This is a genomic window from Paraburkholderia tropica (genome assembly GCF_014171495.1).
In the GTDB taxonomy this organism is placed as follows: Bacteria; Pseudomonadota; Gammaproteobacteria; order Burkholderiales; family Burkholderiaceae; genus Paraburkholderia; species Paraburkholderia tropica.
Genome location: NZ_CP049134.1, coordinates 2,390,016 through 2,404,177 on the forward strand (window position 1 = coordinate 2,390,016; position 14,162 = coordinate 2,404,177).

15 protein-coding genes and 1 tRNA gene are annotated in these 14,162 nt (G+C 64.3%); 6 read left to right on the forward strand and 10 right to left on the reverse strand.

From position 1 onward, the window contains the following. Positions 1 to 230 precede the first annotated feature (230 nt). The 5 genes from G5S35_RS10765 to G5S35_RS10785 all read left to right on the forward strand — a co-directional run bounded on the left by G5S35_RS10765 (position 231) and on the right by G5S35_RS10785 (position 5,197). Positions 231 to 1,853: an NAD(P)/FAD-dependent oxidoreductase gene (locus tag G5S35_RS10765; protein WP_074983963.1), complete on the forward strand. Its 1,623-nt coding sequence runs from the start codon at positions 231 to 233 to the stop codon at positions 1,851 to 1,853. A gap of 334 nt (positions 1,854 to 2,187) precedes the next feature. Next, positions 2,188 to 2,400 carry a hypothetical protein gene (locus G5S35_RS10770; RefSeq protein ID WP_065058183.1) on the forward strand — a complete coding sequence of 71 codons (213 nt, stop codon included), beginning with the start codon at positions 2,188 to 2,190 and terminating at the stop codon, positions 2,398 to 2,400. A gap of 151 nt (positions 2,401 to 2,551) precedes the next feature. Next, positions 2,552 to 3,097 carry a TonB family protein gene (locus G5S35_RS10775; RefSeq protein WP_183038290.1) on the forward strand — a complete coding sequence of 182 codons (546 nt, stop codon included), beginning with the start codon at positions 2,552 to 2,554 and terminating at the stop codon, positions 3,095 to 3,097. A gap of 416 nt (positions 3,098 to 3,513) precedes the next feature. Continuing rightward, the gene (locus G5S35_RS10780) at positions 3,514 to 4,830 is read left to right on the forward strand and encodes an MFS transporter (protein WP_183038291.1); all 1,317 of its coding nucleotides are present in this window, start codon (positions 3,514 to 3,516) and stop codon (positions 4,828 to 4,830) included. 187 nt (positions 4,831 to 5,017) lie between these two features. Beyond that, entirely contained in the window at positions 5,018 to 5,197 is a 180-nt protein-coding gene (locus G5S35_RS10785) for a hypothetical protein (RefSeq protein WP_074983965.1), read from the forward strand. Between the two features lie 26 nt (positions 5,198 to 5,223). On the opposite strand, the gene G5S35_RS39995 is transcribed toward G5S35_RS10785, so the two are convergent. From G5S35_RS39995 to map, 8 genes are all read right to left on the reverse strand, one after another. Continuing rightward, complete coding sequence (locus G5S35_RS39995) at positions 5,224 to 5,352, reverse strand: hypothetical protein (protein ID WP_258365495.1); 129 nt, start codon at positions 5,350 to 5,352, stop codon at positions 5,224 to 5,226. Positions 5,353 to 5,716: 364 nt separating this feature from the next. After that, complete coding sequence (waaC, locus tag G5S35_RS10790; RefSeq protein ID WP_065058180.1) at positions 5,717 to 6,724, reverse strand: lipopolysaccharide heptosyltransferase I; 1,008 nt, start codon at positions 6,722 to 6,724, stop codon at positions 5,717 to 5,719. Positions 6,725 to 7,123: 399 nt separating this feature from the next. Beyond that, on the reverse strand, positions 7,124 to 7,438 hold the full coding sequence (locus tag G5S35_RS10795) for a YXWGXW repeat-containing protein (RefSeq protein WP_074984074.1): 315 nt from the start codon (positions 7,436 to 7,438) through the stop codon (positions 7,124 to 7,126). Positions 7,439 to 7,697: 259 nt separating this feature from the next. Then, entirely contained in the window at positions 7,698 to 7,952 is a 255-nt protein-coding gene (gene minE, locus G5S35_RS10800) for a cell division topological specificity factor MinE (protein WP_028215841.1), read from the reverse strand. A gap of 14 nt (positions 7,953 to 7,966) precedes the next feature. Beyond that, complete coding sequence (gene minD / locus G5S35_RS10805) at positions 7,967 to 8,782, reverse strand: septum site-determining protein MinD (protein WP_065058179.1); 816 nt, start codon at positions 8,780 to 8,782, stop codon at positions 7,967 to 7,969. A gap of 95 nt (positions 8,783 to 8,877) precedes the next feature. Next, complete coding sequence (minC, locus tag G5S35_RS10810; protein ID WP_124260777.1) at positions 8,878 to 9,729, reverse strand: septum site-determining protein MinC; 852 nt, start codon at positions 9,727 to 9,729, stop codon at positions 8,878 to 8,880. Positions 9,730 to 10,004: 275 nt separating this feature from the next. Then, on the reverse strand, positions 10,005 to 10,541 hold the full coding sequence (locus G5S35_RS10815; protein ID WP_110327967.1) for a GNAT family N-acetyltransferase: 537 nt from the start codon (positions 10,539 to 10,541) through the stop codon (positions 10,005 to 10,007). Between the two features lie 154 nt (positions 10,542 to 10,695). Beyond that, positions 10,696 to 11,481: a type I methionyl aminopeptidase gene (gene map / locus G5S35_RS10820; RefSeq protein WP_065058176.1), complete on the reverse strand. Its 786-nt coding sequence runs from the start codon at positions 11,479 to 11,481 to the stop codon at positions 10,696 to 10,698. 186 nt (positions 11,482 to 11,667) lie between these two features. Here map and G5S35_RS10825 point away from each other — a divergent pair, with 186 nt between their 5' ends. Continuing rightward, entirely contained in the window at positions 11,668 to 12,456 is a 789-nt protein-coding gene (locus tag G5S35_RS10825; protein ID WP_183038292.1) for a glycosyltransferase family 2 protein, read from the forward strand. Between the two features lie 79 nt (positions 12,457 to 12,535). On the opposite strand, the gene G5S35_RS10830 is transcribed toward G5S35_RS10825, so the two are convergent. Then, positions 12,536 to 12,626: transfer RNA gene (locus G5S35_RS10830), tRNA-Ser, on the reverse strand. Between the two features lie 144 nt (positions 12,627 to 12,770). After that, complete coding sequence (serS, locus tag G5S35_RS10835) at positions 12,771 to 14,063, reverse strand: serine--tRNA ligase (RefSeq protein WP_065058174.1); 1,293 nt, start codon at positions 14,061 to 14,063, stop codon at positions 12,771 to 12,773. Positions 14,064 to 14,162: the final 99 nt, after the last annotated feature.

The window sequence follows — 14,162 nt, forward strand, 5'->3', positions numbered from 1 at the left end:
GAGCATCCGAAATCGGACAAAAGATCCCCGGCGAGCCACGCTTCAGTTCGACAAACAGTCCGCTGCCGGCCGTCCACATGGCGAACGCCGCCCGCCCTCACCCGGTCACAATCCGCCTGTCACCCAAGCGCTGACGTTTCGTCGCGCGGTAGCTTTTCATTTGGGAATCCGCCAAACCTATAAAATACGGGTTGGCCACGATTCCAGTGGCAACTGCACCCTGGCACCCCATGTTACGTTTATCCGAAATAAAACTCCCCCTCGATCATGCCGAACGCGAGCTTGACGCCGCCGTTCGCGCGCGCCTCGCCGATCTCGGCGTCGCGGCAGACGAGCTTGTCCGCTTCACCGTATTCCGCCGCGCGCATGACGCACGCAAGCGCTCGGATATCAAGCTGACCTATATCGTCGACATCGAAGTCAAGGACGAAGCGGCGGTGCGCAAGCAGATCGTCGGGCAGCCGCATTGCGGGGTGACGCCCGACATGACGTACCGGTTCGTCGCGAAGGCGCCCGAGCACTCGACGCGTCCGCGTCCGGTGGTGATCGGCATGGGGCCGTGCGGTTTGTTCGCCGGACTCATCCTCGCGCAGATGGGTTTCCGCCCCATTATTCTCGAACGCGGCAAGGCCGTGCGCGAACGCACCAAGGACACCTTCGGTCTGTGGCGCAAGTCGGTGCTCAATCCGGAATCCAACGTGCAGTTCGGCGAAGGCGGGGCCGGGACGTTTTCCGACGGCAAGCTGTACAGCCAGATCAAGGACCCGAACCACTATGGCCGCAAGGTGCTCGAGGAGTTCGTCAAGGCAGGCGCGCCGGAAGATATCCTGTATTTGAGCCGTCCGCACATCGGCACGTTCCGTCTCGTCAGCATGGTGGAAAAGATGCGCGCGACGATCCACGAATTGGGTGGTGAAGTGCGTTTCGAAACCCGCGTCGACGACATCGAAATCGATCAGGGCAAGGTGCGCTCGCTCAAGCTCTCGAACGGTGAAACGCTGCGCTGCGACCACGTCGTGCTGGCCGTGGGACACAGCGCCCGCGACACGTTCCAGATGCTGCACGATCGCGGTGTGTATATCGAAGCCAAGCCATTTTCACTGGGCTTTCGCATCGAACATCCGCAGGGGCTCATCGATCGCAGCCGCTTCGGCAAATTCGCGGGCCACAAGCAACTTGGCGCCGCCGACTACAAGGTGGTCCATCACGCCAACAACGGGCGCGCGGTGTACAGCTTTTGCATGTGCCCGGGCGGCACGGTGGTCGCGGCGACTTCCGAACCGGGCCGCGTCGTCACCAACGGCATGAGCCAGTATTCCCGGGCCGAGCGCAACGCGAATGCGGGCATCGTCGTCGGCATCACGCCGGAGGACTACCCGGGCGGCCCGCTGGCGGGCATCGCGTTCCAGCGCAAATGGGAAGAGCGGGCGTTCGAGCTCGGCGGCGGCAACTACCAGGCGCCCGGGCAACTGGTCGGCGACTTTATCGCGGGCCGGCCGTCCACGTCGCTTGGCTCGGTCGTGCCGTCGTACAAGCCGGGCGTGCATCCGACCGATCTCAGCACGGCGCTGCCCGACTACGTGATCGAAGCAATCCGTGAAGCCCTCCCCCAGATCGACAGGAAGATCGCCGGTTTCGCGATGCACGACGCCGTGCTGACCGGCGTCGAGACACGCACGTCGTCGCCGATCCGGATTCGCCGCAAAGACGATTTTCAGAGCATGAACGTCGAAGGTTTGTATCCGGCAGGCGAAGGCGCCGGTTACGCGGGCGGCATCTATTCGGCGGCCATCGACGGCATCGAAGTCGCACAGGCAGTGGCGCTCGATCTGGCATCGACGCAAGCGTCCTGACTGGCGGCAAGGAGGCGGCTGGAAGGATGCGTCCGCGCATCCTTCCAGCCGCCTGGAGCGGCCTTCGACCTCCTGCCAGCCTCCACGGCCTCAACGGGTCGAATCGCCGAGCTTCGCCTTCAGATCCGCGTCCTGCGGCTGAATCTTTCCCCACACACCAACGCCTGAATCCCCGATCGAGCGACGCTCGGCGAAGGCCCGTGTTCGTCTTTCCAATTTTAGGGTCGCGTGTTTAATTCGCCCTTTTCAGACACCCTGCCAGAACCCGGGTATAACCCTAGGTGAAAACCCTAGTATTGCGGTAAACTATCGCCTGTTCAGGGGATTACTCACCATGCCGCATCGTTACCAGGTCTTCGAAAAGCTGGCCTTTTCACTCGTCGTTCTGTCTGCCGTGATGTGCTCGGGCTACATCGCCTGGGAAAGCTCGCCCGATCTGCGCGCGAACGTGCAAGTCGGCAAGGAGCTGTTCCTCAAGAGCGGCGAATACTCGTACGCCTGCGCGACCGTGACCGCGGATCCCTGCGCGCAATTCCCCGTCGAATAAACGCATCGGCGCCTCGGCGCATCAACGAACGGATAAGCGCCCAGGCGCACACAACTCGCCAGTACCGCGCGCTCGCGCGGGAGAGTTCGGATTGCATCCCGCACCGTTTCGACTAAGCTCGAATCTGGTTTCGCACTCGAGCCTGGACAACATGCTCATCCGCGTCCGTACGCGCAGCGGTCACGACACCGCGAGCGCTCTCCGCCCGAACATCGCTCACACCGCGCATGCAGCGCCGCTGCGGCGTCTCGGTGCGATCCTGCTGCTCGCCCTTACAAGCGCCTGCACGATCACGCCGCCGCCGCGTCCGCTGCTCGTGATTCCGCCCGAAGCCATCAACAGCACGACGCTCGATCAATATCGCGCCGCCGTGGCGAAGCGCATCATCGAGCGTAATCCGACCTCGGTGCTGCACGGTTCGCCCCAGGCGATGCTGCGCTCGCTCGTGGTCGTTTCGTTCACGATCAATCGCGAAGGCCAGGTGGTCAAGTCGTCGGTGTATCGCACCAATGGCGACGACGACGCCGAATCCACCGCGCTCGCCACGCTGCGTCACGCCGCGCCGTTGCCGCCGCCGCCCGCGTGTCTGCTCAACTCGGTCGGACAGATCGAGCTGTTCGAGGACTGGCTCTTCAACGACAACGGCAAGTTCCAGTTGCGCACGCTCGCGTCGCCGCAAGCGCAGAACTACAACTGATCCGCCACGCGCCTTTCGATGCGCCCGCGCGAGGCTTGCTTACGCCTTGCTGCGCGGCGCGCCCGCTCGTTATAATTTTTCGCTATCCCTAGCCGGCATCCGCCCGGCCACGCCGTCGACCGTCGCCACCCGCGCCGCGCCGATGCGCGCTTCGACCGTATCTGCATCGTGCCCGCGCCTATCCGCGCGCGCCGGACGGTCCACGCCTTCGCGCGCACAGCCCACGCTGCGCGATGCATACTGACGACTCGTTGCCGGCTCATGGATGTTGCAGCGGGATGCCATGGCGGCATCCGCGCCCGCGCGCCGGACTTCGAAACCTGCACAAAGACGCACGCGCCGCGCCTTGCGCCCCAGCCGCCCTCGGCCCGGCGGGCAAAGCGCGTCAGCGCGCATCACAATGACTGGAGACCCCGATGTCCACCTCCCCGCTTTCGTCGGCGAGCGCCGACCAACCCGATGCCGCGCGCCAGCAAAGCACGGCGCGCGTGATCTTCGCGAGCTTCATCGGCACCGCGATCGAGTTCTACGACTTCTATGTGTACGCAACGGCCGCCGCGCTCGTGATCGGCCCGGTGTTCTTCCCGCACGGCTCGGCGACGGCGCAGGCGCTGTCGGCGTTCGTGACCTTCGGCATTGCGTTCGTCGCGCGCCCGATCGGCTCGTTCCTGTTCGGCCATTTCGGCGACCGTATCGGCCGTAAATCGACGCTGGTGGCCTCGCTGCTCGTCATGGGTGTCTCGACCACGCTGATCGGCTTCGTGCCCGGCTACGACTCGATCGGCAGCCTCGCGCCGATTCTGCTGTGCGTGCTGCGCTTCGGCCAGGGCATCGGCCTCGGCGGCGAATGGGGCGGCGCGGCGCTGCTCGCGACCGAATACGCGCCGCAAGGCAAGCGCGGCTGGTTCGGCATGTTCCCGCAGCTCGGACCGTCGGTCGGCTTTCTCGCGTCGAACGGCCTGTTCTTCGGCCTCGCCTCCACGCTGACCGACCAGCAGTTCCGCGACTGGGGCTGGCGCGTGCCGTTCATCGTCTCGGCGGTGCTCGTCGCGCTCGGCCTCTATGTACGCCTGAAGATCGCCGAAACGCCCGCGTTCAGGGCCGCCGTCGAGCGCGACGAACGCGTCAAGGTGCCGGTCGCGACGCTGCTCTCGAACTACTGGTGGCCGACGCTGCTCGGCGCGCTGGCAATGGTGGTCTGCTACACGCTGTTCTACAACGCGACGGTGTTCTCGCTCTCGCACGGCGTGACGGCGCTGCATATTCCGCGTCCGACCTTCCTCGGCATGCTGTGTATCGCGGTCGTGTTCATGGGCATCGCCACCCCGATTTCGGCGGCGCTCTCCGACCGCTTCGGCCGCAAGCCGGTGCTGATCGTCGGCTGCATTCTGGCGATCCTCTCGGGCTTCACGATGCAGCCGCTGCTCGGCAGCGGCTCGCTGCCGCTGGTGCTGCTGTTCCTCGTGATCGAGCTGTTCCTGATGGGCGCCACCTTCGCGCCGATGGGCGCCCTGCTGCCCGAGCTGTTCCCGACCAGCGTGCGCTACACCGGCGCGGGCGTGGCCTACAACCTCGGCGGCATTCTGGGCGCGTCGGTCGCGCCGTATATCGCGCAGGTGCTGGCCGCGCGCGGCGGTCTGTCGTGGGTCGGCGCCTACGTGTCGATCGCGGCCTGCGTGAGCCTCTTCGGCGTGCTGTGCATGCGCGAAACGCGTCATACGTCGCTGACGTGATGCACGACACCGAAGCAGTGCGCTGATGCACTGCTTCGAGCAGACCGAAACGAAAAAAGCGGAATCCGGGTCATTGGATTCCGCTTTTTTTTCGTCCGTTTTTTGTCCACTTGTGCGCGCGGCGCGTGCCTATACTCGATAACGAGGCATCAACACGGTCCGCGCATTCGCGCCAGGGAGGCCAACGATGAACCTGCATCTGAGCAATGCCGATCTCGTCCTGATGATCGCGCTCGCACTGGGCATCTCACTCGTTCTGGCCTTTCGTTTGAGTACGCGAACGTGGCGCGCGGTGGTTCTCGAAGCCATCGTCGCCAACGTCGCGGCCATCGCGGCGGTCATCGCCGTCGAGATGCTGCTGGCCTGAGCGGGCCGCTCGCGTCGGCATCATGCTCAACGATCGTAGTAGCCGTGATGGTAGCCGCCGCCGTAGTATCCGCCGCCCGGCGGCACCACGATGCATCCGCTCAGCGACGCCGCGAAAAGCGCACCTGCGATCAGGGTAAGCGTCAATCGTTTCACTTCGTTCTCCCTTCGAGTCAATGTCTTGCGTCCGGCGCGTTCCGCAGGGGAATCGCGTGCAGTGGACGGTTTGCATTGAACACGACGGCGCGCATCGCAGGCGTTGCAATTTGTAAGCAGCGGTGTGGCCCGTGTTACAGCCCGCATGCGTTCTTACGCCGACAGGCGCGCACGCCGCGCTGCATGCAACACAGGCACGACACTTTTAACAACCTCGTAATAAGCGATGCGCGGGGGAAATGTGCGGATGAATGCGCCGCAAACGCGCCGGGAACGAACTGTTCGCACGCACAAAAGCAACGGGCGCGCGATGAACGCGCGCCGCGAAATACCTCATCGAACCGTTGAATTCAGCCGCTGAAAATCACACGCTCGACACGAGCGGCGCTTTCGGCGTGCCGTCCGCATCGCGCGCGGGATACACGCGATCGACGGCATCGATTGCCACCGAAACCGGCGGCACGTGATGACCGTCGCCGATCGAAATCGAGCGATTGGGCGCACGCACGCCGAGGTGCTCGGCATTGGTCGCCACGAAGATCATGATGGTCGGCTTGAGCAGCGCGTGCGCGAGGTGCACGAAGCCCGTATCGGTGCCGACGACGAGCGCCGAATCCTCGATACGCTGCGCGACCTGCGTGACCGTGAGGCGCGGCAGGATCGTCGCGCCAGGCACGAGCGCCGCGATCTCGCGCGCGGTGGCGTGCTCGGCGTCGGAGCCCCAGGGCAGCTCGATGCGCAGACCGCGCGCGATCAATGCGCGGCACAGCTCGCCCCAATGCTCGACCGGCCACTTCTTCTCTTCCTTCGAGGTCGCGTGGAAGATCAGCGCGGTGGGCGCGTCGGGCGCGGGCAGCGCGTTGCCGTCGCGCGGAATGCGCATCTGGAAATCGGGCGGCGTGTCGATCGTGTAGCCGAGCGCTTCGCCCGTGCTGATGCGCATGCCGAGCCACGCATCGCACTTCGGACGCGGACCGAAACGGCCGTTGTACGCGAACGCCGCGCCGCGCTCGCCGAGATCCTGGGCGAGATAACCGAAACGGCGGCGGCCACGCGCGAGAAACGCGATGATCGCGCTTTTGTATACGCCGTGAATATCGATGACCGCGTCGTAGCGATGCGCGCGCAGCTCGGAGATCGACTGCCAGATCGATTTGAAATCGCTCCAGCGGCGCGCTTTCTTGAAGCGGCGCAGCGGCGCGCACAGCACGCGATCGACGCCCGCGTTCCATGCCACGATTTCCGCGAAGGCGTCGTCGACGGCCCAGTCGACGATCACGCCAGGGTACGCGCGCTGGACATCGGCCACCACGGGAAGGGCTTCGACGACGTCGCCGAGCGAAGTCACCTTGACAATCAAGACTCGTTTCATTGTGCTGCGGACCGGCGAAGGCCCAATTCAGTGATTTGCCTGCATTTTTCCGTGATTTTAACGGACGAAGCCAGGCGCGAGTGACGGAATCCGCGTGGGAATACGCAGGTTTTCCCTGCCCTGATTGCCAGCTTGGCCGATTCGGGCGGATGGCAGTCTCGCCGGGACGCGCGCGGCCGCTATGCGCCCTCTTTTTTGTCCGCGCAAAAGAAGGAGCCCGGCGCGCGGCAACGGGCGAAAAATTCGCACTGTTGCCGCGCGCCGGGCTCCCGCCGGGCTGCTTGCGCCGCGGACCGCGCCCGAACGTCAGTCGATCACGACGAGCGCGGGCCTCCCCTGCAGCGTTGCGCTCAAGCGGACGAATGGTCGACGCGCGAGCTCACACGAAGCGCGCGAGCCTCAAGCGGCCCAGTGGCCTTCGACCCAGTGCCAGTTCGGACCATGCGCGATCCAGTGGCCCGGCACCCAGTGATAGCCCACGCGTTCGGCTTGCCAGTGGCCGCCGATCCAGACGTAGCGGCCGTGATCCCAGCGCCAGTGGCCCTTGTCCCAGACGTAGCCGGCGCGCGGCGCGGGCACGACTTCGATGCGCTCGACGGGCGGCGCGCTCGGCGCAACGACGATGACTTCGGCGAACGCAGGCGCAGCGACAGCGCACGCACCGGCGACGACGATCGCGGTTTTGGCAACGAGCAGGCGGATGGAATTGTTCATGTTGATCACCCTTGAGTAAGACGCCATGAGTGGCGTTACCGGATCAATGCGCGAGCACGACGCCGCGCTGACAGCGGCCGTGTAACCACGCAGGGTGAAGTGAAACCGAATATTTCGGTCAGGCAAGGAATGCGCGAAGGCGGTGAAAACGACGCGGCGAACAGACGCTGCAAACAGCGGCGCGAGACGTCGTGAAGTCAGCCGCCGTCCGCCAAATTGAGATGCGCGCGGCGCAAACCGGCCGCGCGCAATGCCTTCATCAGGCCTGCGGAATCTCGATCTTGACCTCGAGCACTTCGAGGTCGTCCTGGCGTTCGAGGCTCACGCGGATATCGTCGTCGGAGATCTTCACGTACTTCGAGATCACCGCGACCAGTTCACGTTGGAGGGCCGGCAGATAATCGGCGGGCGGATGGCCGCCTGCGCGCTCGTGAGCGATGATGAGCTGCAGGCGTTCCTTCGCTACCGAGGCGGACTTCTTCTTCTCGCCGAGAAAAAACGAAAGAAACGACATGGCGTGCGCCTCCCTTACTTGCTACCGAACAGGCGCTGCAGGAGCCCCGGCTTCTGGTAATCGGTGAAACGAAGCGACTTCTCCTCGCCGAGAAAACGCGACACGACATCCTTGTACGCTTCCGCGACGTCGGTGCCGTCGAGATGGACAGCCGGCAAGCCCTGGTTCGACGCGTGCAGCACGGCTTCCGATTCCGGAATCACACCGATCAGATCGATACGCAGGATTTCCGAAATGTCCGACAGCGACAGCATCTCGCCTTCGTTGACGCGCTTCGGGCTGTAACGCGTGATCAGCAGATGTTCCTTGATCGGATCCTTGCCTTCGATCGCGCGCTTCGTCTTCGACGAGAGCATGCCGAGAATGCGGTCCGAGTCGCGCACCGACGACACTTCCGGATTCGTCACGATGAGCGCTTCGTCGGCGAAATGCATCGCCAGCATCGCGCCCGACTCGATACCCGCGGGCGAATCGCACACGATGTATTCGAAGTCCATCTTGCGCAGATCCTCGATCACCTTTTCCACGCCTTCCTTCGTGAGCGCGTCTTTATCGCGCGTCTGCGAGGCGGGCAGGATGAAGAGGTTTTCGCACTTCTTGTCCTTGATGAGCGCCTGATTGAGGTTCGCTTCACCCTGGATCACGTTGATCAGGTCGTACACGACGCGGCGCTCGCAACCCATGATGAGGTCGAGATTGCGCAGACCCACGTCGAAGTCGATGACCGCGGTCTTGTGGCCGCGCAACGCGAGGCCCGATGCGAAACTCGCGCTCGTGGTCGTTTTGCCGACGCCACCTTTGCCCGAAGTCACCACAATGATTTTTGCCATTCCCTTACCTTGCGTTCGTCAGTTTCTCAGTTTGGTCTCATCGCGTGCCGCATGCGAGCGCCCCGCACATCACGCGCGGGCGCTTGAGCGGCGACTCAGGTGAGCCTCAACGGTTCGATCAACAGCTTTTCTTCGTCGAGCCGGATTTGCGCCGGCTTGCCCCGCACGTCGTCGGCGAGTGGAACTTCAGTGGTACGGTAGATGCCCGCGATCGAAATGAGTTCCGCCTCGAGGCTCGTGCAAAAAATGCGCGCGTCGTGATTGCCATGCACGCCCGCGAGTGCGCGGCCGCGCAACGGCGCGTAAATATGGATGTTGCCCTCGGCGATCACCTCGGCGCCGTTCGACACCATGCCGAGCACCACGAGGTCGCCCTTCGCGTAGACGCGCTGGCCCGAACGCAGCGGACGGTCGACCACCAGCGTGGGTTCCTTGGGCGCGTTGCGCGACGGGGTTTCCGCCAGCGTTTCCGTGACCGGCTCTTCTGCGGCCGTCGTGGCGGGAAAGAGTTCCGGCTGCGCGGCGCCTTTGTCGGCTGAAGCCGGCGCATTGGCGGCTTCGGACTGCGGCGCGGCGCTGTGTTCCACGCCGGTGTCGGCGTCGGCGCCGCCCTTCGCGTGGGCGCCGCGCTTGTCGCGCGCTTCGAGGAACGGCAGTCCGGCTTCGGCGGCCCAACCGTGCTGGGCGGCCTGCGCGACCACGCCGACGGGGCGCATGCGCACGCTTTCGAGCAGGCGCGCGATGTCGCCGAGCGCGACCTGCTCGCCATCGGCGAGACGCCGGATGTCGATGGCCACGGTATCGTTGGCGAAGAATTCCGGGGTCGCCTCGAAGCGCCGCGTGAGTTCGGCGCGCATCGCATCGAGTTCAGTCGTTTTGACCACGAACAGAAGCGTATCGACTGAACCGCTCTTCAGTTCAAAATATGGCGATTTCCTGGGCGACATGGCGATCGGCGAAAAATTTTGCGTATTTTACAGGCGTCAACGCACACAGCCATCATTTTTAATGGCCTGGCATGCTGCGGCAAGGGGTCGAGGCGAGAACGACGCCGCGAACGACGTCATGGCGGACGCCGTGCCGACGCCACGACGCGCAGGCGCAGTGGCATCCGGCGCGTCACGACGGCATCGACGACAGAATCAGGAAACGAAAAGACAGCAGGGACGCGGCTAAAAAAACCGCACAAAACCGGCAAAAAAATCGCAGCCGGCGCGCGGCCTCATTGCGCGGGGGCTGGCTGGGCGAGGTCGGACACGTCGCGCACGAGCAGCGTTTCCCATTGCTCCGGCGAGTGCTGGCTGCGCGCGTGATCGCCCGTGGGGCCGAAGCCGAGACGCTCGTAGAAGCGCATGGCGGTGGTGTTCGAATCGGTGACCCAGGCGTAGACCTGCGTCGCGCCTTCGCTCACGAGCCATTCGAGCGCCGCGTTCAACAGCAACTCCCCGCCACGCAGATGACGCACGGCAGGCGCCACCCAGAGCGCGAACACGAACGCGCGCCGCGCGGGCGCACTCTCGAAATTCGCGCCGATCAGCCCCGCCGGATGCCCCTCGGTATAGAGGATGAACGAGGTGGCCGCATGCGAGTCGGCATGGCGCGCGGCCGCCGCGTCGTAGACGGCTGCGTCGGCGGACAGCGCATCTTCGAGCGAGTCGCCGAACGCATAAGGTGCGTCGCGCAGCGAAGCGGTACGAAGCTCGCGGAGCACGGCACCCTGATCGGCAACGATACGGCGAACGGTCAGTGACGGACTCATGCAGTCGTAAACCCCAATAAAGCACTAACGCGTAGCTTTAACCGAACTGGCCAGAGAGTCAAATCCTTATTTGACGAAAACGTTCCCCGAGCGCCATCCGCGCGGAACTTCAGCGCGCACTTGACAGAGCGGCCGAGCGGCCGCACACCCGCCATCACGGCGCTTCGTAGCTGCCCGTGCCGTCCGGCCAGGGCGTCAGCAGCTCGTAGCCGTCGTCGGTGACGGCGACCATGTGTTCCCACTGGGCGGAGAGCGAGCGGTCCTTGGTGACCACGGTCCAGCCGTCGCGCTGCACCGTCGTGCCGGCGCGGCCCGCGTTCACCATCGGCTCGATCGTGAAGACCATGCCCGGCTTCAGGCGCAGGCCCTGCCCCGGCTGGCCGTAGTGCAGCACCTGAGGCTCCTCGTGATAGACCTTGCCGATGCCGTGGCCGCAATACTCGCGCACGATCGAGAAGCCGTCGGCCTGCGCGCGCTTCTGGATCGCGTGGCCGACGTCGCCGAGCGTCGCGCCCGGCTTCACCTGGCGAATGCCCGCGAGCATCGCCTCGTAGGTGGTGTCGATCAGCTGGCGACCGACCGGGCTCGGGGTGCCGACCGTGTACATGCGGCTCGTGTCCCCGAAATAGCCGTCCTTGATCACGGCCACGTCGATGTTGATGATGTCGCCGTCCTTGAGGACTTCGCCGCGGCTCGGAATGCCGTGGCAGACGACCGAGTTGACCGACGCGCAGATCGTCTTCGGAAAGCCGAGGTAGCCGACGTTGGCCGGCACGGCCTTGAGCGTGTTGACGATGAAATCGTTGCAGATCGCGTCGAGGTCGTCGGTGGAGACGCCGGGCTTGACGTGTTCGCCGATCATGGCGAGCACGTCGGCGGCGAGGCGGCCCGAGATGCGCAGACGCGCGATGTCGTCCGCGGATTTGTAGGTGATAGCCATCTGAGACTCAGGTGAGCGCGGCGCCGCCTGAGCGATCCGCCACGCATACAAAGGAGCAAACGTGCATTGTACCGGGGCGTTGCCGCGCTCCGGCCGGCCGACATTCGGAACTGTCCGATTGTCCGCGCGCAAGCCGCCATCAAGAATGGGAATTATCTTACAACGACATGAGCGGAACGCCAGGTCATGGATTCATCCACCACTTCCCGCACGGCGGCACCGGCCACGCCCCTGAACGTGCTGATCGCCCTGCCCACCTACGACAACTCGGTGCACTTCGACTTCGCGATGGCGCTCGCGCGCCTGATGGAGACGTTCAAGGCCACCGACGTGAACTTCCAGTACATCCACACGGCCTCGTCGCACATCATTCGGGCGCGCAACTTCTTCGCCAGCTATTTCCTGAGCCACCCGGAGTTCACGCACATCCTGTTTCTCGACACCGACATGGCCTTCTCGCCCGAAGCCATTCCGCGCCTGCTGGCCGGCGACAAACCGGTCGCCGGGATCGCCTGCCCGTATCGCCACTTCGAGCGCAACACGACCATCACGGCGGCGGACGTGGGCCTGACGCTGGCCGAGTGGCAGGAAAAGACCGTGGACTACAACACCGCGATGCTCGCCGACGCGCACGGTAACGTTTCGGTCGACAATGGCTGGACCGAGGTGAACCACATCGGCACGGGTATTTTCCTCGTGCGCCGCGACGCGATCGAAGCCGTCGCGCCGGTCACGCAGCTTTATCGGCCGCCCGCGCAATACGCGCCCTATCTGCCCGACGGCCGCTTTCACGCCTTCTTCGATACGGTCGGCGAGCAAGGCGTGTATCTGTCGGAGGATCTGTCGTTCTGTCGGCGCGTGCGGCAGGTGGGACTTTCGGTGTGGGCGCTCGTCGATGAAAAGATCGTGCATCACGGCACGTCGGCCATCTCGGGCACGTATCTGCGCGCGCTGGAGCGGCGTGGGCGAGAGTGATTGAACCTGTTAGCGCCGAAAGCGGCGCTACAAAGCAAAAACCCCCGCAGCGGTTAAGCATGCAGGGGTTTTCAGAATTTGGCGGAGAGGGTGGGATTCGAACCCACGGTACGGGGAAACCGTACGCCTGATTTCGAGTCAGGTACATTCGACCACTCTGCCACCTCTCCGGGGTACTGCTTTTTTACTGCGTTTTTTACTGCTTCTCAGGTCTTGGTCGGCGACCAGAGAAGCGAAGATTATAGAACATAATTTGAATCCTGCAAGCCCTTTTACGAAAAAAATTTCGGGGCGATGCAGGATTCATGTGCCGATCAAACGTCCAGCGACAGACGCGAGACACCGCCCATGTAAGGACGCAGCGCTTCCGGCACGGTGACCGAGCCATCGGCTTCCTGATAGTTCTCCAGCACCGCGACCAGCGTGCGGCCCACCGCGAGGCCCGAACCATTGAGCGTGTGCACGAGTTCCGGCTTGCCCTGCGCGTTGCGATAGCGCGCCTGCATGCGGCGCGCCTGGAACGCTTCCGTGTTCGAGCAGCTCGAAATTTCGCGATACGTGTTCTGCGCCGGCAGCCAGACTTCGAGGTCGTACGTCTTGGTCGCCGAGAAACCCATGTCGCCCGTGCACAGCGTGATCACGCGATACGGCAGGCCAAGCTTCTGCAGGATGGTTTCCGCGTGCACGACCATCTGCTCCAGCGCGTCATACGACGTTTCCGGCGCGACGATCTGGACCATTTCGACCTTGTCGAACTGATGCTGACGGATCATGCCGCGCGTGTCGCGGCCATACGAGCCGGCTTCCGAGCGGAAGCACGGCGAATGCGCGGTCAGCTTGATCGGCAGCGCGCTGCCTTCGACGATGCTCTCGCGCACCGTATTCGTGAGCGAAATCTCCGACGTGGAGATCAGATACTGCGTGACGGTGTTTTCCGCGCCGCCCTTTTCCACGCGGAACATGTCGTCCGCGAACTTCGGAAGCTGACCCGTGCCGTACAGGATTTCCGGATTGACGATGTAGGGCGTGTACGTTTCCGTGTAGCCGTGCTGCGTCGTGTGCGTGTCGATCATGAACTGCGCAAGCGCGCGGTGCAGACGCGCGATCTGGCCGCGCAGCATCGTGAAGCGCGCGCCCGAGAGCTTCGCGCCCGTTTCGAAGTCGAGACCGAGCGGCGTGCCGACGTCGACGTGATCCTTCACCTCGAAGTCGAACGCGCGCGGCGCGCCCCAGCGGCGCACTTCCACGTTGCCGCTTTCGTCGCGGCCCACGGGCACGCTCTCGTGCGGCAGGTTCGGCACGCCGAGCAGCAGATCCGAGAGCTTCGACTGGATCTCGTCGAGCTTGACCTGCGACGCCTTCATCTCGTCGCCGATGCCGCCCACTTCGGCCATCACGGCCGAGGTGTCCTCGCCGCGGCCCTTCATCGCGCCGATCTGCTTCGACAGGCTGTTGCGGCGCGCCTGCATTTCTTCGGTGCGGGTCTGAATGGCACGGCGTTCCGCTTCGAGCGCGGAAAAGGCCGCGACGTCGAGGGTGTAGCCGCGGTCGGCGAGGCGCTTCGCGACGCCGTCGAGGTCTTTGCGCAGCAGCTGGATGTCGAGCATGGGATTGTGAGACGCAGTTTCGTTGTGTGAAGTGTCGATTTTAGCGCACCGGCGGCGGCAATCCGCGCGGCGCGGTGCGCGGGGCTTGCGCCGGTCTGC